The sequence below is a fragment of the Sphingobacterium anhuiense genome (assembly GCF_042686355.1).
GTDB lineage: Bacteria > Bacteroidota > Bacteroidia > Sphingobacteriales > Sphingobacteriaceae > Sphingobacterium > Sphingobacterium anhuiense.
The window spans coordinates 127282-145976 of sequence record NZ_JBHUPE010000002.1 but is presented as its reverse complement, the minus strand read 5'-3'; the positions used below and the strand labels follow the sequence as shown (position 1 = coordinate 145976).

15 protein-coding genes are annotated in these 18695 nt (G+C 36.5%); 11 read left to right on the top strand and 4 right to left on the bottom strand.

Features of this window, described 5'->3' with window-relative positions:
• Positions 1-78: 78 nt before the first annotated feature.
• The 3 genes from dnaG to ACFS6I_RS03850 are packed head-to-tail and all read left to right on the top strand — an operon-like array spanning position 79 to position 3490.
• Positions 79-2073, top strand: coding sequence for a DNA primase (gene dnaG / locus ACFS6I_RS03860; RefSeq protein ID WP_208700488.1), 1995 nt, complete (start codon positions 79-81; stop codon positions 2071-2073).
• 3 nt (positions 2074-2076) lie between these two features.
• The gene (locus ACFS6I_RS03855; RefSeq protein ID WP_132771615.1) at positions 2077-2439 is read left to right on the top strand and encodes a YraN family protein; all 363 of its coding nucleotides are present in this window, start codon (positions 2077-2079) and stop codon (positions 2437-2439) included.
• Between the two features lie 13 nt (positions 2440-2452).
• Entirely contained in the window at positions 2453-3490 is a 1038-nt protein-coding gene (locus ACFS6I_RS03850; protein WP_183916328.1) for a glutaminyl-peptide cyclotransferase, read from the top strand.
• Between the two features lie 639 nt (positions 3491-4129).
• Here ACFS6I_RS03850 and def read toward each other — a convergent pair.
• Positions 4130-5356, bottom strand: a complete 1227-nt coding sequence (gene def, locus ACFS6I_RS03845) for a peptide deformylase (RefSeq protein WP_165902449.1) — start codon at positions 5354-5356, stop codon at positions 4130-4132.
• Between the two features lie 111 nt (positions 5357-5467).
• Here def and ruvX point away from each other — a divergent pair, with 111 nt between their 5' ends.
• Together ruvX and ybeY are read left to right on the top strand one after the other, a co-directional pair.
• The gene (gene ruvX, locus ACFS6I_RS03840; RefSeq protein ID WP_208700486.1) at positions 5468-5881 is read left to right on the top strand and encodes a Holliday junction resolvase RuvX; all 414 of its coding nucleotides are present in this window, start codon (positions 5468-5470) and stop codon (positions 5879-5881) included.
• Position 5882: 1 nt separating this feature from the next.
• Complete coding sequence (ybeY, locus tag ACFS6I_RS03835; RefSeq protein WP_021187988.1) at positions 5883-6317, top strand: rRNA maturation RNase YbeY; 435 nt, start codon at positions 5883-5885, stop codon at positions 6315-6317.
• Positions 6318-6376: 59 nt separating this feature from the next.
• On the opposite strand, the gene ACFS6I_RS03830 is transcribed toward ybeY, so the two are convergent.
• Positions 6377-6796: a nucleoside-diphosphate kinase gene (locus ACFS6I_RS03830; RefSeq protein ID WP_132771610.1), complete on the bottom strand. Its 420-nt coding sequence runs from the start codon at positions 6794-6796 to the stop codon at positions 6377-6379.
• Between the two features lie 150 nt (positions 6797-6946).
• Between ACFS6I_RS03830 and ACFS6I_RS03825 the strand changes: the two genes are divergently transcribed.
• From ACFS6I_RS03825 to galK, 5 genes are all read left to right on the top strand, one after another.
• Positions 6947-7795, top strand: a complete 849-nt coding sequence (locus tag ACFS6I_RS03825) for a 4-hydroxy-3-methylbut-2-enyl diphosphate reductase (RefSeq protein ID WP_168127916.1) — start codon at positions 6947-6949, stop codon at positions 7793-7795.
• A gap of 81 nt (positions 7796-7876) precedes the next feature.
• Entirely contained in the window at positions 7877-8905 is a 1029-nt protein-coding gene (gene hemH, locus ACFS6I_RS03820) for a ferrochelatase (protein ID WP_208700484.1), read from the top strand.
• An 18-nt stretch (positions 8906-8923) separates the two neighbouring features.
• Positions 8924-10198 (top strand): metallophosphoesterase, encoded by a 1275-nt coding sequence (locus ACFS6I_RS03815; protein ID WP_132843503.1) that lies wholly within the window; start codon positions 8924-8926, stop codon positions 10196-10198.
• Positions 10199-10377: 179 nt separating this feature from the next.
• Positions 10378-11427: a UDP-glucose--hexose-1-phosphate uridylyltransferase gene (locus ACFS6I_RS03810; RefSeq protein WP_183916324.1), complete on the top strand. Its 1050-nt coding sequence runs from the start codon at positions 10378-10380 to the stop codon at positions 11425-11427.
• A 3-nt stretch (positions 11428-11430) separates the two neighbouring features.
• Positions 11431-12582 (top strand): galactokinase, encoded by a 1152-nt coding sequence (gene galK / locus ACFS6I_RS03805; protein ID WP_232789363.1) that lies wholly within the window; start codon positions 11431-11433, stop codon positions 12580-12582.
• A gap of 76 nt (positions 12583-12658) precedes the next feature.
• Here the strand turns inward: galK and mfd are convergent, their stop codons facing one another.
• Entirely contained in the window at positions 12659-15994 is a 3336-nt protein-coding gene (mfd, locus tag ACFS6I_RS03800) for a transcription-repair coupling factor (RefSeq protein ID WP_380918277.1), read from the bottom strand.
• Positions 15995-16135: 141 nt separating this feature from the next.
• Positions 16136-16717: a hypothetical protein gene (locus ACFS6I_RS03795; RefSeq protein WP_021187994.1), complete on the bottom strand. Its 582-nt coding sequence runs from the start codon at positions 16715-16717 to the stop codon at positions 16136-16138.
• 212 nt (positions 16718-16929) lie between these two features.
• On the opposite strand from ACFS6I_RS03795, the gene ACFS6I_RS03790 reads away from it, so the two are divergent.
• Positions 16930-18666 (top strand): hypothetical protein, encoded by a 1737-nt coding sequence (locus ACFS6I_RS03790; RefSeq protein ID WP_208700482.1) that lies wholly within the window; start codon positions 16930-16932, stop codon positions 18664-18666.
• Positions 18667-18695: the final 29 nt, after the last annotated feature.

Here is an 18695-nt window from a genome sequence, read left to right as displayed (position 1 = left end):
TAGCAGGAATGCCGATGAATTTGATGTTGTAATTGCTTATATATTTATTAAATTTACTGATTATAAAAGGATACGAAATTGATCAAGCAAGAGATAATAGATAAGGTGTTGGATGCTGCTCGAATAGAGGAGGTTGTAGGTGATTTTGTAGACTTGAAAAAGAGGGGTACATCGCTTATTGGTAACTGTCCTTTTCATCATGAGAAGACGCCATCTTTTCACGTTTCTGTTTCCAAAGGAATCTATAAATGTTTTGGATGCGGGGTTGGAGGAGATTCGTTGAAGTTCGTGATGGAACTGGAGAAATTTTCTTATCCGGAAGGCATTAAATACCTCGCTAATAAATACAGTATAGAGGTTGAAGAGGTTGAACGCTCGCCAGCACAGTTAGCGGCTCAAGATAAGAGAGAAAGTTTATATGTGTTGAGTGCATGGGCCAGTAAATTTTTCAAAGATGAAATGTGGACCACAGAGATGGGGCAGGTTATTGGCCTGCACTACTTTAAGGAACGTGGCTATCGGGAAGATATCATTAAAAAATTTGAATTGGGCTATTCCCCCGATAATTGGACTGCACTTGTTGATGCAGCGACCAAAGCGGGTTTTCATCCTGACTATCTGAAGGAAATTGGGCTCGCGATCGAGCGCGATGATAAAAGCTTATACGATCGTTTCCGCGGACGTGTTATGTTTCCTATCCATAATTTGACTGGAAGAGTAATCGGTTTCGGAGGAAGGACATTAAAGACAGATAAGAAAGTTCCCAAATATGTAAACTCACCAGAGAGTGATATCTACCATAAGTCAGATGTGCTTTATGGACTCAATTTTGCGAAAAAAGCAATCATGGAGGAGGATAACTGCTATTTGGTAGAAGGATATGCAGATGTAATATCTACCCATCAAGCAGGTGTAGAAAATGTGGTATCTTCATCAGGTACATCATTGACGACAGCACAGATTCGACTTATTGCGCGCTTCACAAAAAATGTAACAATTCTTTATGATGGAGATGAAGCTGGAATTAAAGCTTCTCTTCGGGGAACGGATATGTTGCTGGAGGAAGGTTTGAATGTTAAGATTTTGCTTTTCCCAGATGGTAATGATCCCGATTCGTATGTAAAGACTTATGGTTCTTCCGTATTTAAGTCCTATATCAAAGAGAATCAACAAGATTTTATTTTTTATAAAACTAGAATTTTACTTCGCGATACCAATAATGATCCGATAAAAAGGGCAGAGGTGATCCGTGATGTCGTTGAGAGTATCGCATTGATTCCGGATGAAATTAAAGTTTCAGTTTTTATACGGGAGTGCAGTAATTTATTGGATATTGAAGAGCGAATCTTACTTTCAGAATTAAATAAGATCCGAATTTCAAAATCTAAGAAAGCAGATAAGGATTTCGGTAAGAAGAGTACTCCGGTTATGGGGGCAGGGGCTCCACCAATGGATGGACCTCCTGCAGATTTTTTCATGACCGATGAAGAAAGAGGTGGTGCCGCGCCGCTGGCACCAGAGACATCTGCGCAGCAGATTACTTCAGAAATACTTCAAGAACGTGAAATTATACGGATTCTTATCAATTATGGCGACTATCTGGCGACCTGGGAAGGGGACGGAGATATACCAGTAGCAGGGGTTTTACTAAGTAATATCGCTGATGTCAATTTTGAGGACAAGGCCGCAGCTTTTATCTTAAATGTTTATCGTGAGGCGGTTGAAAAATTTGAAATACCGGAGGCTAAGCAGTTTTACTCTAATCAAGACGCTGCTGTTGCTGAGCTTGCTATTAACTGTGTTGCGTCCAAGTACAATCTGAGTGAAAACTGGAATGATGATAAACGTAAAATCTATGTAACTCAAGAATATGAGCATTTAAAAGTGCTTGTTGTCACTTCGATTTACCGTATCAAAAAACGTAAAATAACCCGTGAAATGGTCAAGATCCGTGAAGAGCTAAAGACGGAAAAGGATGACGCGAATGTCGAAGTTTTAATTTTCAAATATCAAAAACTTAAAGATGCCGAGAAGATGTTAGGAGGATTACTCGGAAATACCGTAGTCAAGTAAAGTATGGCCAAGCATCTTGAATTCGGCAAATTAGGAGAGTCTTATGCGGAAAAATTTCTGCAGGATTTAGGGTGTGAAATTTTGTTAAGAAATTGGCGATATAAGAATTTAGAAGTAGATTTGATAGTCAGAGATGCCGGTATTTTAGTTTTTGTTGAGGTAAAAACTCGTCGTAAGCTTGATTACGGAGAACCGTTTGAGTTTGTTGACTGGCAGAAGAAACGAAAATTGACAAGAGCTGCAGATGTATATTTGAAAAAATATGATGTGACTGGAGAAATTCGCTTTGACATTATATCAGTTCTCATCACAGATAAAGATAACATACAATTAGAACACATCAAAGATGCGTTTTGGAATGAATAAAAGTAGATTTAATATGAAAAAAACAACCTATATCCTCTTAGGTTTAGTACTTGGTTTAAGTGCCTGTAAAACGAAGAAGTCAGGTAAACTGGAGTTTGCTAAACCCGATGCTAGCCAATCAATTCAGCTAGGTGATCCAATTCAATTTCAGCTCAAATTTAATTCACCTGATCTGGACTCGGTTGTATATTATATCGATGATAAGATGGTTGCTTCTGGAAAAGATACTTCTGCAGTGCAGGTAGACAGTAAGAACTTAGCCTTGGGTACACGCAATATTTCTGCAAAGGTATATCAAGGAACAAGTATTGATAGTGCAAACGCATACATCACTATTGTACCACCAGCTCCAAAAGAATATGGGTTCGAAATTGTCAATAAATTTCCACATGATACGACAGCATTTACCCAAGGGTTACAATATGAAAATGGGTTTTTGTATGAGTCAACAGGTAGTGGCGGAGGTACACTTACCTCCTTGAGACGCGTTGACTTAAAAACGGGTAAAGTGCTACAGAAAAAAGAGTTTGATTCAGAAAAATATTTTGGTGAAGGAATGACCATCATGGGAGATAAAATCGTGATGTTGACATGGAAAAATATGGAAGGTTTTGTTCTTAATAAATCAAGTTTTGAACTGGAGAAAACTTTTCCTTATAAGGATAGTAAAGAAGGTTGGGGCTTAACCTACGATGGCAAAAGATTAATTAAGTCTGATGGATCCAATAAATTATATTTTTTAGATCCGAATACACAGCAAGAAATGAGTTCTGTTGATGTTTATGACGAAAATGGTCAGGTGAATTTTCTAAATGAACTGGAGTATATTGATGGTAAAGTGTATGCGAATGTATATGAAAAGGATATTATTGCTATTATAAATCCTGAAACTGGAATCGTAGAAGGTCGAATTAATTTAGTTGGGATCTATCAGCATGCACAATACGATAATGAGTTGAATGGTATCGCCTATGATCAAGCAGGTAAAAGATTGTTTGTCACTGGAAAACTTTGGAATACTTTATTTGAAATCAAGATGATCGCCCGTTAGGCTACCTACCTTGTCACATTAAAAAATATCTATTTTCAATCAGTAGCTTTGATGCGATGAAGATTGAAAAAAGAGCATAAATAGATTTTATGCTCTTTTTTTTTGTCTTAAGTTTTGGACGCATTACCTCCCTTAGATAGACATATAGATTTGCTGGGAATCTTATGAGAGACACCTTTGAATCTTGTTAGATTTTAGTAGGAATATTTAATAGCCTAAAGGCAGGGTTTGTAGAGGATTTATAGAGCTTTACCTCTATGAACCCTCTACAAACCCTCTATTATCACACTATAAAAACTTAAGGAAATTATAAGATGATCCCTATTAGATAGTAAGTTGTTTCAACTGCCATGAAGGGAGGTCATTTGTTTACGCTTTACCAAATACAGGTGGTAGGAAATGTATTTGTTGCTATAGGGTCATTGCCTTTTCTAACAGGACTTAGATCGTTTGAATTAATAGCTAGGGATAATAAGTCATAGCTATTGAATTAATTCATTTTGCAAAATATTTTTCTTTTATCAAGCAGATCTCGATGGTAAAGGAGAAATTTATGATTGTATGCCAATCGGTGATGCTCAAGTAACAATGGATCGCTATGGATATTTTTAATAACATCCATAGCGATCCATTTTTTTATTAAGGGCGTAACGTATTTGGCTTAATATAAAACTGCATTTTATCACTTAGGGGTTCAAATTCTTCTTTTTGAGCCTCTTCCACACGGTCTGGGTAAAGTATTCCATATAAATGGTCTACTTCATGCTGAAAAATAACGGCAGTAAACCCCTCAATATTTTCCTCCTTTATTTTGCCTTCTTTACTAATATATTGTAAGCGGATGGTATTACTGCGAAGTACCTCTTCCCGACGATCAGGTATTGATAAGCATCCTTCAACTCCCTTTCTGATGAATTTTGATCGCCAAATAATTTTAGGGTTAATGTAACTTTCAAAAGGTTCACCTACTTTATCAAATCGTTGTACAACAATTAAGTTTTTATTTATTCCTATTTGCGGGGCCGCGATGCCAACGCCAGCATGCTCTGGATCTTGGACTGTGCTAAACATTCTTTTTTCTAAGATTGCGATCGATGGGTCATCAAATTTAAGGTCAACAGAAGTGGTCGTTAATACAGTCAGATCTTTCTCATTTGTAATTTGTAGCACACGTAATTTTTCTGTTTCTGTACCATTATTGATGATCTTAAGATCATCTGCGCTAAAATTTTGTCCTGCCTGAATATCTACTGGTCTTTCGTTTTTTTGTTTATGAAAAGCTTTTTCTCCTGCCATAATCTTTGTCTCTAAAATGTTTTCTTGAGGTGGTACAGGGCAGCGATAGCCATTGCTGTACGCACAGTAAGGGTTGTAAGCGGTATTAAAATCTATAGTTGCTTTGCCATTTATGATGTCCTCCGTTGATAAATCAATATAACGTCCACCACTATAGCTTTCCTGACCGTTTGTTAAATCTAAAAAGGGTAGAAAGAGGTGGTTTTTGTATTGTGGATTTTGAAATAGCGCCGCACTTTGATAAACTGTCAGTTGATAGGGTTTATTGTTTAAAGTGAAATTTAAAATAGCATAACGTTTATAGGGGTTGCTAGTTCCATCGTAAGTGGGCATTTTGAACGTTTCTTCTCCTATTAATAAGGTAACGTCCGCCGTCACTTGGTATGCTTTATCTACTGGGAAATAATCTAAAAACTGTACCTGGTCTGCCGGTAAAGGACCGAATTTTGACTTGGAGAGACTCAAAGCTTTTTCTTGGCGATCTTTTAGAATAAGCGCCTGGTAATCTTGAGCATTTGCTTTTATACTTACAGTAATTAAGAAAAGCCCAATTAATATGGTGTATTTCATTCATTTTAATTTAAAGTCTAGCAAATTTATAGATTTTTTTTGATCAATAGGGAATCTATTTTACAGAAACAGAATCGTATTTTTGTCAAAATATTTAAAATAGGCATCGTTATGAGATTAATGGCTTTTGATTATGGAACAAAAAGGATCGGTATTGCAGTGACAGATCCGATGCAAATAATTGCAACAGCATTAACGACGGTGCATCCGGATAAAATTTGGGAGTTCTTAGAAGATTATTTTAAAACAGAGCAGGTGGAGACGTTTGTATTGGGCAAGCCTTTGCAAATGGACGGGACGAATTCGGAGTCTGCGATTCATATTTTAGGATTTGCAAGACGGTTAAAGAAAACATACCCTTTGATCCCTATTATTGAAATAGACGAACGGTTTACGTCAAAAATGGCCGCTGCTGTTATCGCTCAAAGCTGTAAGAAAAAAAATAAAAGACAAGAAAAGGGTATTGTGGATACCATATCAGCAACCTTGATCTTGCAGACATATATGGAAACTAAAGCATTTTAATATGGCATTAAAAGATATTCTATTCTTTGTAGAAGATATTGATTTTAAATTAAAGGAAAAGGCAAAAATTCGTCAGTGGATTGTGGATACAATCAAGGCTGAAGGATTTAAGCGTGTTGGTGAACTAAGCTTTATCTTATGTTCAGATGCTTATTTATTGGAAATTAATAAGCAGTATTTGAATCATGATACTTATACAGATGTTGTTACTTTTGACTCCTCGGAAGATGATGATGTGATTGCTGGTGATATATTTATCAGTGTTGAGCGTATTACAGAAAATGCTGCTAAATTTAAAGTTGATAGTAGAGATGAGTTACAGCGCGTGATTATGCATGGCGTATTACATTTATGTGGATACCATGATAAAAAACCCGAAGATAAAACCTTGATGACGGCTAAAGAGAATGAGTATCTTGGGAAACGAGATTTTTAGATATAAAAAAGGCTTGCAATAATACTATTGCAAGCCTTTTTTATATGATTTGATTAAGACTAAAATCTCTCGAATTGAGAAAAGAAAAATGCACCTTCGATTTGAGCGTTTTCATCTGAATCAGAACCATGAACCGCATTAGCATCGATAGATTTTGCATATTTGTTACGGATGGTACCTTCTGCAGCTTCAGCAGGGTTAGTAGCACCGATTAAAGTACGGAAATCTTCAATTGCATTTTCTTTCTCCAAGATAACAGCAACAATAGGACCTGAAGTCATAAAGTTTACTAATTCTCCGTAGAAAGGACGCGCGCTGTGTACTGCGTAAAAAGCACCCGCTGTTTCTGTAGTCAATTGAATATATTTCATTGCTACGATTTTGAAACCACCAGCAATAATATCATTCAAAATAGCGCCGATGTGACCATTTGCTACTGCATCTGGTTTGATCATCGTAAAAGTTCTGTTAGTTGCCATTAATGTTATTTTTTTTGCAAAAGTAATGATTTCCACCAATAACTGAAAGATAAGCATATTATATTATCATTACGACTATTTTTATGTAACTTTTTCTTTGATAAAAAGTATTTTCTTTGCGTGTCTAGAAATGATTAACTTTGTACTATTATGGCATTAAATCTAACAGTTGATATTGATAAGGATTCCGGTTTTTGCTTTGGTGTAGTCTATGCAATAGACATGGCTGAGGAAATTCTTGAGGAAGATGGTTATTTGTACTGTCTAGGCGATATTGTACATAATGATGAAGAAGTTGCTCGACTAAAAGCAAAGGGTTTGCGGATCATTGCTCATGATGTTCTTCCCACTTTACAACATGAAAAAGTCCTTATCCGTGCACATGGTGAAGCTCCAGAAACTTATAAGATCGCTCTAGAGAATAATATTACGCTAATTGATGCATCGTGCCCCGTTGTTCTTAAGTTGCAAAATAGAATTAAAACTTCTTTTGATCAGGATGAGAAGATCCTCATCTTTGGGAAGCATGGCCATGCTGAGGTTGTTGGTTTGCAGGGACAAACTAATGATGAAGCTTTAGTTTTTCAGGATATTGCTGAGCTGGATGATGCCGACTTGCCAGCATCCTTTACACTTTATAGCCAAACGACGAAGAGTGTAGATAAGTTTTATCAGATCAAAGATGAGTTGATTAAGAGAGGCTATGAAGTAAAAGCAAACGATACAATTTGTCGCCAAGTTTCTAATCGTTACGAAGATCTGGTACACTTCGCCAAGATGTATGACAAAATTGTTTTTGTTTCGGGTAAAAAATCTTCCAATGGTAAAGTTCTTTTTGAAGTTTGCTTAAAAGAAAATCCTGATACTTATTTTGTTTCAGAAGTTGGAGAGATTGATGTAACAGTTTTCAAAGAAGGCGATCGTGTGGGTATTTGTGGAGCGACCTCAACACCTATGTGGCTGATGAAAGAAGTCAAAGCTTACTTAGAAGCAATATAACCTCACAATTACGCGTCATAAATATTTCATATTGTCGTAGATAGCAATATCTACGATCTAATTTTCATACTTTTGTTTCAAATGAGTAAGAAAGCTACCAAAGGAATTTTATTAGTTCAACTGGGGACTCCGGATAGTCCTGCCACATCAGATGTAAGAAAATATTTAACAGAATTTTTAATGGACGGAAGGGTAATTGATATTCCATATATCAATAGAACACTTTTAGTTAGGGGAATCATAGCTCCTACGCGCGCTCCGAAGTCTGCTAAAATTTATGAAACAATCTGGGATAAGGAAACAGGTTCTCCTTTGATGCATTACAGCATTATACAGCGTGATCTCTTGCAGAAGTCTTTAGGGGAGGATTATCATGTCGAATTGGCCATGCGTTACCAGAATCCTTCTATTGAAAATGCTTTGAAAAATATGGAGGGAATGCTTCTGGATTCGATTCGTGTTATTCCTTTATTTCCGCAATATGCATCTGCGACCAGTGGATCTGTTATTGACCGCGTGATGGAACTGATTCGTAAATGGAATTATTTACCGAATATGAGTTTTGTAAGTAGTTATTGTCAAGAGCCACTCATGATTGAAACCTTTGCAGATCATGCAAGACAGCATGATATTGCTCATTTTGACCATATTGTATTTAGTTATCACGGGCTTCCTGTACGTCAATTGGGGAAAGTTGATCCAACCAGGCAGTTAAGTTGTCCGGAAGATGGTTGTGATTCGTGTAAAAATACGGTCAATTCTTTTTGTTATCTGTCACAATGTCATGCAACTACAAGAGCAATTGCGCAAGAATTAGGTCTTGAAAAGGAACAATATAGCATCTGTTTTCAATCGAGATTAGGCAAAGAACCTTGGATTCAACCTTATACGTCAAGTTTATTAGAGGACTTGGCACAAAAAGGCAAGAAGAAATTATTGGTATTTAGTCCAGCATTTGTTGCCGATTGTATTGAAACAATAGATGAAATTGGCGTGGAATATGCTAATGAGTTTAAGCATTTGGGAGGTGAAGAGGTTCAATTGGTTGAAAGTCTAAACGGTGATCCTAAGTGGATTGAAGCATTGAAGCACTTGGCTTTGAATGCTTAATACTAACTTAAAAATACGATGTTAATAGTAAATGTAATTGTACTTCTTCTATTGGACTTTTATATCTTTTTTGCATTAAAGGCAACAAAGATCAAGTTTGCAAAGACTAAAACTTTTGGGATTCTTTGGTGGGGTTATTCAATTTTGCTTTCTCTAGGAGTTATCATTTCCTTTAAATTTAATATTCCACTACTAGTTCGTTCCGTTTTTTTAGTAGCTTTTTTTCTCACAGCAGCTTCTAAATTCTTCTTTTTCTTTGTTCTCATTCTGGATGATTTGAGGAGAGGAGGACTTTGGCTAACGAGACTGTTGACCCCGAAAAAAACGATCAAACAAGCGGTCAATGTGTTGGAAATGCCAATAGCTGAAGAGCCAGTTAAAGGGATCACAAGGTCAGATTTCTTAACAAAGGCGGGGATTTTGGTTGGTGCGTCGCCATTGGTGCCTTTAAGCTGGGGAATTATTTCGGGAGCGTATGATTATCGTGTGCGTCGTCAAAAGTTATACTTGCCAAATTTGCCGGCAGCTTTTCACGGGATGAAGATTGGACAAATTTCTGATGTGCATTCGGGTTCTTTTTATAATAGAAAAGCCGTAAATGGTGGAGTTGACTTATTACTGAATGAAAAACCAGATGCTATTTTTTTTACTGGTGATTTAGTTAATAATGTCGCTTCAGAAATGCGCGATTATCAAGATATATTTTCAAGGGTAAAGGCTGATTTAGGTGTGTTCTCAAGTTTAGGAAATCATGATTATGGTGATTATTATTTTGGGAAAGAGGATTCAGCGGCTAAAAGAAAAAATCTTCAGGACTTGATTGAGACACATAAAGTAATGGGCTGGGATCTTTTGAATGATGAGAATCGGATTTTGAAAGTTAACAATGAAGAATTGGCTATTGTTGGTGTACAGAACTGGGGTACCGGCCGATTCCCTAAGCACGGCGATTTGCAAAAAGCTTTGTTGGGTACAGAAGAACAGTCTGTTAAATTACTTCTTTCCCACGATCCTTCGCACTGGCGGGCTCAGGTGCTAGATACAGATATCGACGTCATGTTCGCGGGGCACACACACGGTATGCAGTTTGGTGTTCGGCTTAAGAATGTTCAATGGAGTCCTGCAAAGTATGTGTATAAAGAATGGGCCGGGTTATATAGAGAAAAAAACAATAAGCAACTTTATGTAAATGTGGGCTATGGATTCTTAGGTTACCCGGGTCGAGTAGGAATATTGCCTGAGATCACCATTTTTGAACTTATAAAAGGGAATGATCCGAAAGCACGCGTATAATTAAAGAATAACATTTATAAGGGATGTGGTATTTAAATATGCTTCTCCTACATGTTAGCTGATGACAATAAAAAAATAAGCACTCAATCGAGTGCTTATTTTTTTATTGTCATTGTCATTTTCTTAACAGTCTAATTACTATCTTTAACGATCAAAAATTATGAAATAAAAATTAGACCATGCAACAAACATTCGAAATTAATTCGGATCCTCATACCCGGTTGAATATACTTACTGGTGAACGTGTGCTCGTTTCTCCACATCGAAGTAAAAGGCCATGGCAAGGACAAGTCGAAGATGACAATCAAGAACAACGACCATCATACGACCCGAAGTGTTATTTGTGTCCGACGAACGAACGGGCTGATGGAGATGTTAATCCCGATTATAAAGAGAGTTTTGTATTTGTAAATGATTTTTCTGCACTTTTGAAGGATACGCCTACGGCAGATATCAATGAAGATGAGCTTTTTATTGCGGAATCTGAAAAAGGTATTTGTAAAGTTATCGCCTTTTCTCCACGACATGATCTGACACTTCCAGAAATGTCAGTTCCGGCAATCAAAGCGGTAGTAGATGTTTGGCAAAAGGAGTTTGCTGCTTTGGCTGAACATGAGTGGATAAAGTATATTCAAATATTTGAAAATAAGGGTGCTATAATGGGGTGTAGCAACCCGCATCCACATGGTCAGATATGGTCACAAAATCATGTTCCTGTGGAACTTCAGAAGGAGTCGAAAAATCAAAAGACATATTTTGACAATCATGGTGTTACCATGCTAAGTGCATATGTTCAAGCAGAATTGAGAAAAAATGAACGTATTATAGAAGAGAATGACAGTTTTGTTGCGTTAGTTCCATTTTGGGCATCATGGCCGTATGAGACGATGATCGTAAGTAAAAGACCTGTACAGAATATATTAGCTTTCACAGATCAGGAGAAAGAACAGCTGGCCTCAATTTTGAAATTGTTGACAACACGCTACGACAACTTATTTAATACATCATTTCCTTATTCTGCGGGTATGCATCAAGCTCCGGTGAATAGTGGAGACTTTCCGGAATGGCACTGGCATATGCATTTTTACCCACCATTGTTACGTTCTGCTACGGTTAAGAAATTTATGGTAGGTTATGAAATGCTGGCAAATCCACAGCGTGATATTACGCCTGAATTTGCAGCTCAACAATTAAGAAACTGCTCAACGACTCATTATAAAAACGTTTAATTTATGATTACTAAAGAATCTATACAGAATAAATTTACATCCATTTTTCAAGCTGAGCCTATTATTGTACGGTCCCCAGGTAGAATTAATATCATAGGAGAGCATACCGATTATAATGACGGGTTTGTGCTGCCAGCGGCTATCGATAAAGCGGTATATATTGCTGTATCTAAAAGAGATGATGAGTTGATCTCTTTATATGCCGAAGATTACAAGGCCGTCTACGAGATCAGTTTAAATGCTATTGCACCAACAGATTTACATTGGCCCAACTATATCTTGGGGGTTGTTGATCAAATCCAGAAAAGGGGTTTATTGGTTGGTGGATTTAATCTTTATATCGATGGTGATGTTCCCTTAGGAGCAGGTCTATCTTCTTCTGCCGCTGTAGAATGTGCTACGACTTTAGCTTTAAGTGAGCTTTTTGAGTTAAATATTCCACGTTTGGAGATTCCAAAAATTGGACAATTAGCCGAGCATACTTATGCAGGAGTAAAATGCGGTATTATGGATCAGTTTGCTTCTACGTTTGGTAAAAAGGATCAGGTATTAAAGCTCGATTGCCGTTCTTTAGAATATGAATATGTTCCTCTGATATTGGATGGTTATACAATCATTTTACTGAATACAAATGTAAAACATGCATTAGGAGATACTGCGTATAACAAGCGTGTGGAACAATGCAAGCAAGCTATTGATTGGGTTAAGGAAAAATATCCTGAGGTTGTCAATATGCGTGATGTGTCGGTTTCGATGTTGGATGAAATGGTGAAAGATAGAGATGCTGAAGTATATACAAAAACACGTTTTGTCGTTGAAGAAAGCGAACGCGTGCATGAGGCATGTGAGCATCTGAAAGCTGGTAATTTAAAAGCATTAGGACAAAATCTATTGGAGTCACATCATGGTTTGAGTCAAGAATATGAAGTGAGCTGTGCTGAGTCAGATTATTTGGTGGATTTTATCAAACAGTTTCCTGAGGTGCTGGGGGCAAGACAAATGGGGGGTGGTTTTGGTGGCTGCACGATTAATCTTGTGAAAAATAATTTTGTTGCCGCACTTATCGAGAAGATCTCACCAGAATATTTCGCGAAATTTGGTAAGGAATTGACCGTAATACAGGTGAAAACAGATGATGGTACATCTGTTTTGTAATCAATAATCAAAAAAAAGGTTTCTATTTAATGATAGATACCTTTTTTTAGATCGTGTACTCATATGGCAAATGCTATTATACCATTTCTTTTAAAAGCTTTAAAGCATAACTAATACTATTCACATTACTTAAAGCCAGCCTAAGTTGCTTTTTGATTTCTTTTAAATTACTAATCTCTGGGTGCTGCTGAACAAAAGCAAGCACTCTTCCAAATTGATCCGATTCGAAATAAGTTGATTTTGGATTGTTAACGAAATATCCTTTTAAAGTGTTTTTCTTGTAGGATATTTTTTCAAATCCAATCTGCTTTCCAAACCATTGTAGGCGTAAAGTATTAAACAATTCAAAGACTTCATGTGGTATCGGACCGAATCGGTCTTCTAATGATACTGCGAAATCTGTCAGTTGGTCTTCATTTTCGAGTTTCGATATTTCCGTATATAGGTTATATCGCTCACTAATATTGGTTACATATTCATCAGGTATCAATACTTCCATATCGGTGTCGATCTGCGTAAAGGAGACATATTTGTGGTCTTTATCATCGGCAAAGACATCTGAGAATTCGTCTTCTTTTAATTCCTGAATTGCTTCATCAAGAATTTTATGATACATCTCAAAACCAATTTCGGCAATAAACCCAGATTGTTCTCCACCTAATAAATTTCCTGAGCCACGAATATCAAGATCGCGCATAGCGACATTAAATCCTGCCCCTAATTCTGAAAACTCTTCGATTGCTGATAATCGTTTATAAGCCTCTGGAGTAAGTGTCGATAATGGAGGGCTAAGTAGGTAACAGAATGATTTTTTATTTGAGCGACCTACACGTCCACGCATCTGATGAAGATCGCTTAGACCAAACATATGCGCATGGTTAATGATGATGGTATTGGCATTGGGAATATCCAATCCGGCTTCGATAATGGTTGTGGCAACCAATACATCAAAATCGTGATTGATAAACTTAAGCATAACATCTTCGAGATCATCACCTTCAAGCTGTCCATGCGCTATACCTACGCGTGCATTAGGGACTAATTTTTGAATCATAGCACCTAGTTGCTTAAGATCGGCAACACGGTTGTGAATAAAGAACACTTGTCCACCGCGTTCCAGTTCAAAGGATACTGCTTCCTGTATCAATTTTTCATTGAATACATGCAATTCTGTTTGAACAGGTTGACGATTGGGGGGTGGCGTGTTGATTAAACTCAAATCTCGCGCCCCCATCAGCGAAAAGTGTAATGTACGGGGTATAGGGGTTGCGGTTAATGTCAGTGAATCGACATTGGCACGTAATAGTTTTAATTTTTCTTTAACGGAGACTCCAAATTTTTGTTCTTCATCAATGATCATCAAGCCCAGATCTTTAAATTTAACATCCTTACTTACTAGGCGATGAGTACCGATGATAATATCAATTTTCCCCTCAGCTAATTTTGCCAATGTTTCTTTAATTTGTTTTGCTGTTTTAAATCTATTGATATAATCTATGGTACACGGTAGATCTTTGAGGCGTTCAGTAAAAGTTCGGTAATGCTGATGTGCAAGAATCGTTGTTGGTACAAGTACTGCAACCTGCTTGCTGTCTGCAACAGCTTTAAATGCTGCTCGTATAGCAATTTCCGTTTTTCCAAAACCAACATCACCACATACTAGACGGTCCATCGGATGTGGCGATTCCATATCACGTTTTACATCTGCAGTAGCTTTTTCTTGATCTGGTGTGTCTTCATAAATAAAAGAAGCTTCCAGCTCATTCTGTAAATAAGAATCCGGACTAAAGGCCGTACCGGTCTGTGCTTTACGTTTCGCATAGAGCATGATCAAGTCTCGGGCAATGTCCTTGACTTTTTTCTTTGTGGTTTTCTTTAGCTTGTCCCATACATCTGTTCCCAGTTTATTCATTTTTGGAATAGAACCTTCTTTTCCTGAATACTTGGAAATCCGATTTAAGGAGTTGATGTTTACGTACAGAAGGTCATTGTCAGCATAACTCAATCGGATCATTTCCTGAGATTTGCCATTGACTTCCACTTTCTCAAGTCCAGCATACTTTCCGACACCATGGTCGATATGGGTAATATAATCACCTGGTTTAAGATCTCGCAGATCTTTTAACGTGATGGCCTGACTTTTTTCATAACCTTTTTTTCGCTTGTACTTATAATATCGATCAAAAATTTGATGATCTGTATAGCAGGCTAATTTGACATCATCGTCCCTAAATCCTTCTCTGAATCCTTTATGGACAGGAATAAAGGTAACTGTTTTGTCGAGATCTTCTAAGATTTTATATATCCGCTCTATTTGTTTAGGCGAATCTGAGAAGATTAAATTTTCGATTTTATTTTTCTCATTCTCTTTAAAATTATGGATCAATAGATTGAAATCTTTATTGAATGAGGGTTGTGGGTGGATATCAAATTTGATTGTCGTTTCGGCTTTATAGAAGAATTGTTTTCCGAATTCGACGATTGGGAAATCAAAAAGGAGTGCATTGAAATTCTTTTCGTCAGAGAATCCATAGGCGGGATTTATCCACTCTGAATTGTCTTTCTTTTCTTTTTCTGATAAAGCATTCCAAAACTCGGTTGCTTTTTTATTTCCATCTTTTATCGTATCCAATGTGAACTGAACATCTTTTATCCAAACAACTGCATCTTTGTCAATATACTCCAAAAGGGAAATATTTTGCGCACTTAAGAATTTAGCCTGCACATTGGGGACGATGGTTACTTTATGAATTTTTGATACAGACAGTTGGGATTCAATCTCAAATGTTCGAATGCTTTCAATGTCATCTCCAAAAAATTCTATTCGGTAGGGAAGATCATTAGAGAAAGAGAATATATCGACAATTCCTCCTCGAATGGCGTACTGTCCAGGCTCGTAAACAAAATCTACACGGTCGAAATCGTATTCAAATAGAAACTCATTGATAAAGTCTATACTTAATTTGGTGTTTTCGGTTATTTCTAACGTGTTTTTCTCCAGATCACTTCTATTAATTACCTTTTCAGCAATTGCTTCTGGGTATGTAACAACCATTTTTGGTAATTCGGAAGTATGATTTAGTACATTTAATGTTTCTGCGCGTTGTAAAACATGTGTTGCATCAAGTTGTGTAAAATCAAAAGGTTTACGGTAGGAGGCGGGAAAAAATAATACCTGTTTATCCAGAAGGCTTTCCAGATCACTTAAGAAATAAGATGCATCTTCATGTGTTGGAAGGATAAAGAGGTAGGGGCGTTCTTGTAGGGTATAACTCGCTACTGCAACAACGGCATCAGATGAACCGATAAGGCCTCTTAAATGGACTTTTGGATTTTTAGCTTGTATCGCTTTTGTCAAAGTTTGTGTCAACTCACTTTGACCGTATTTTTCTATAATTTCTTTAATTCCCACGCGTTCACTAATTTGGAATATTGCGAATTTAGTTAAAATGATGGGTTGTTACAAAATAAGCTTTTGCTATCTGCTATAAATAACCAAAAAAATTAGTAAGGTCACATTGTCATTGGTACTGGACGGTGTTGTAAAACTGTATTATAAGTTTGTATTTACATTTAATACTTTTATATAGTCTTTTAATGCTGTAGCATTTGCTGCATCAAGTATTTCTTGGAAATGCTCTCTATAGTCAAACTGATGGTCCTCATGAATTTTTTCATATTTTGACACAGCATGTTTTATTCTGCCAGCTATATATTTTTGAAGTTTATGTGCGGCAGATTGGTAAGATGAACCAAATAACGATGGGTACATCATGATGGCTCTTTCTAAAATGTAAATACGAAATTCTACTTCACTCAATTTATCTTTTGTAATTTTTTCGTGCTCGTTAACCATGCCGCTGGCTTGTTTTACCAATTTGCTTAATCCTACGAAATTACTCATACTTGGCGTATTGTACACTTGTGATTCACCTATGTCAAAAAGTTTCTGTAGCTGTTTTCTCAGATGTTCAATGCGCTGTTCTAAGTCAGATTCATCTTCTAAAAGCTGAAAATGTAGTTGTTTGATTAGCATTTTATCTTTACTAATCAATCGGAGTAATAACTTGTCTTTTTCCTTTAAGGGAAGGTTAAGTACAGCTTTTTTTAATTCGGGATCTTGATGAATTGACATGATTTAAAGATAGGTGAAAATTAATGATTTTTAAAATTAGTAACGACGATGTATGCCCTTCCTTAAAAAGCGGTTGGTTAATTGTTCATCCTGATGTTACTATAAAATCAAAATTTTAATAACATTATTTTAATAGACCTTCTTGACGTACTACATCTAAAATTATTTATATTTGTAGATAAATACCTACATCCTAATAATCTTCCATTGATTTGAAACTGCTAAATATATTTTTCTGTACGTTAGTTTTTGCGAATACGGCTTTTGCGGATTCTATTAAGCTTGAGGATTTGTTTTCCAGTAAGAGTCGGATTGAATATTTAATCAAACAAGAGCGGGATTTTGGGACTGATACTATTGCTTTAAAAAATTTTTTAAAGCCTATCATTTCTTATTCGAAGATATATGATGATGAGTCCTTGCTCATTGCATACGATAATATGCTTGCAAGAGGATTTGCCAATGTTTATGATTCGGCCAATGCTAGAAGTACAAATCTGTATTTAACTGCGATAAAAAAAGCAAAAAATAGCAAAGATAAAGAACTTGAATTTTGGACAAAAGTCAATTATGGGTTTTATCTGTATGATTTGCATAATTATACGGACGCATTTCCAGTTTTCTTAGGTCTACGCGACTTACTGCCTCAGATATCTCTGAAAAAACTTCCTAATCCTGATATTTCCCTACGTAATATGGCTTATTTTTTTGGTAGTATCGGTGATGCTGAGGCTAATATGGAATATCTAAATCTTGCCCGTAAACATGCAGCACCTCAATCCAGAGAAATGGGAAGTATCCTTGATGCATTAGGTACGGCATATCTGAAATTGGCAGATACTGTAACAGCATTTCGTTATTTTAAAGAAGTGGAGTCACTGTCTAAACTTAATGGTGACGAAGTTCGATTGGGTAAGGCACTTGGTAATCAGGCACTCATTTATCGGGGGAAAGGGGATTTCGGAAAAGCAGTCGATTTAGTATTGGAAGACCTTGTTTATTCTGAGCGCAATAGTAGTAATCAGAATACCATGTACGCTTATATCTTATTGGCTCGGATTTATGTCGATCAGGGTAAATTAGACCTCGCTGAGAACGCGATCAAGCGAGCTAGTAATTACGCTACTCAAAAAGTGTATCTGAAAAAATCTGAAAAGGAGATTACGGAAGTTAGTTTACAAATTGCTGTAAAGCGGCAGGATGACCATAGCGAACTTTTAGCCAGGAGGAGACTGATTCAGATTAATGATAGCTTACAGCTGTGGAATAGCGATGAGAAACTGCAACAATTAAAATGGCTGGCGGATAAACAGAAATATATTCATAGAATAGAACTGGGCAAAGAACAATTCGAGAAAGAATTGTTTAAAAAGAGAGCGTACAGTATTGTTGTTGTATTATTATTGGCGTTATCGATAAGTTTGTATTTTCTTTTTAACAGAAAACTGAAGGTGCGTAGAATTATCTATGAGAGGCGTGTATTAGGCCTGCAGATGGAAAAGTATTTGTCTGACCAAAAGCTAATGGAAGCAAATAATAATTTATCTTCTTTTACTATATATCTAAAAGAGAAGAATGAGTATATCGCTAATTTGAAAGATGAAATAGAAACTGTAAAACAAACTTCTTTTTCTGTTATTGAGAATGAAAGGGGGCAACTACAAGCATTGTTGGAATCCCATTTAATGACTGAAGATAAATGGAGTTTATTTAAGGAAGCTTTTGTGAAGGAGTATCCGCTTTTTTACAATGATATCCTTAGAAAATTTCCAGAATTGACTGAATCAAATCTGAGATTCATATTTTTAGGTAAGTTAGGCTTAAAAAATAACGAGATATCTAATTTATTGGGCGTGACTGAGGATGCTGTGAAGAAAGCTAAACAGAGATTGAAGAAGAAAATAGGGGAAGACCGTTACACCGTATTGTCTTCGAATTTAAAATCGTAGCGCTGTCATAGGTGATCTCCACTTTCAAA

Excerpts from the sequence above, each read along its gene's own strand:
- hemH (WP_208700484.1), top strand. The coding sequence starts at position 7,877 with ATGAGTAAGAAAGCTACCAAAGGAATTTTATTAGTTCAACTGGGGACT.
- ACFS6I_RS03825 (WP_168127916.1), top strand. The coding sequence starts at position 6,947 with ATGGCATTAAATCTAACAGTTGATATTGATAAGGATTCCGGTTTTTGC.
- ybeY (WP_021187988.1), top strand. The coding sequence starts at position 5,883 with ATGGCATTAAAAGATATTCTATTCTTTGTAGAAGATATTGATTTTAAA.
- ACFS6I_RS03855 (WP_132771615.1), top strand. The coding sequence starts at position 2,077 with ATGGCCAAGCATCTTGAATTCGGCAAATTAGGAGAGTCTTATGCGGAA.
- ACFS6I_RS03850 (WP_183916328.1), top strand. The coding sequence starts at position 2,453 with ATGAAAAAAACAACCTATATCCTCTTAGGTTTAGTACTTGGTTTAAGT.
- def (WP_165902449.1), bottom strand. The coding sequence starts at position 5,356 with ATGAAATACACCATATTAATTGGGCTTTTCTTAATTACTGTAAGTATA.
- ruvX (WP_208700486.1), top strand. The coding sequence starts at position 5,468 with ATGAGATTAATGGCTTTTGATTATGGAACAAAAAGGATCGGTATTGCA.
- ACFS6I_RS03810 (WP_183916324.1), top strand. The coding sequence starts at position 10,378 with ATGCAACAAACATTCGAAATTAATTCGGATCCTCATACCCGGTTGAAT.
- ACFS6I_RS03815 (WP_132843503.1), top strand. The coding sequence starts at position 8,924 with ATGTTAATAGTAAATGTAATTGTACTTCTTCTATTGGACTTTTATATC.
- ACFS6I_RS03795 (WP_021187994.1), bottom strand. The coding sequence starts at position 16,717 with ATGTCAATTCATCAAGATCCCGAATTAAAAAAAGCTGTACTTAACCTT.
- ACFS6I_RS03830 (WP_132771610.1), bottom strand. The coding sequence starts at position 6,796 with ATGGCAACTAACAGAACTTTTACGATGATCAAACCAGATGCAGTAGCA.
- galK (WP_232789363.1), top strand. The coding sequence starts at position 11,431 with ATGATTACTAAAGAATCTATACAGAATAAATTTACATCCATTTTTCAA.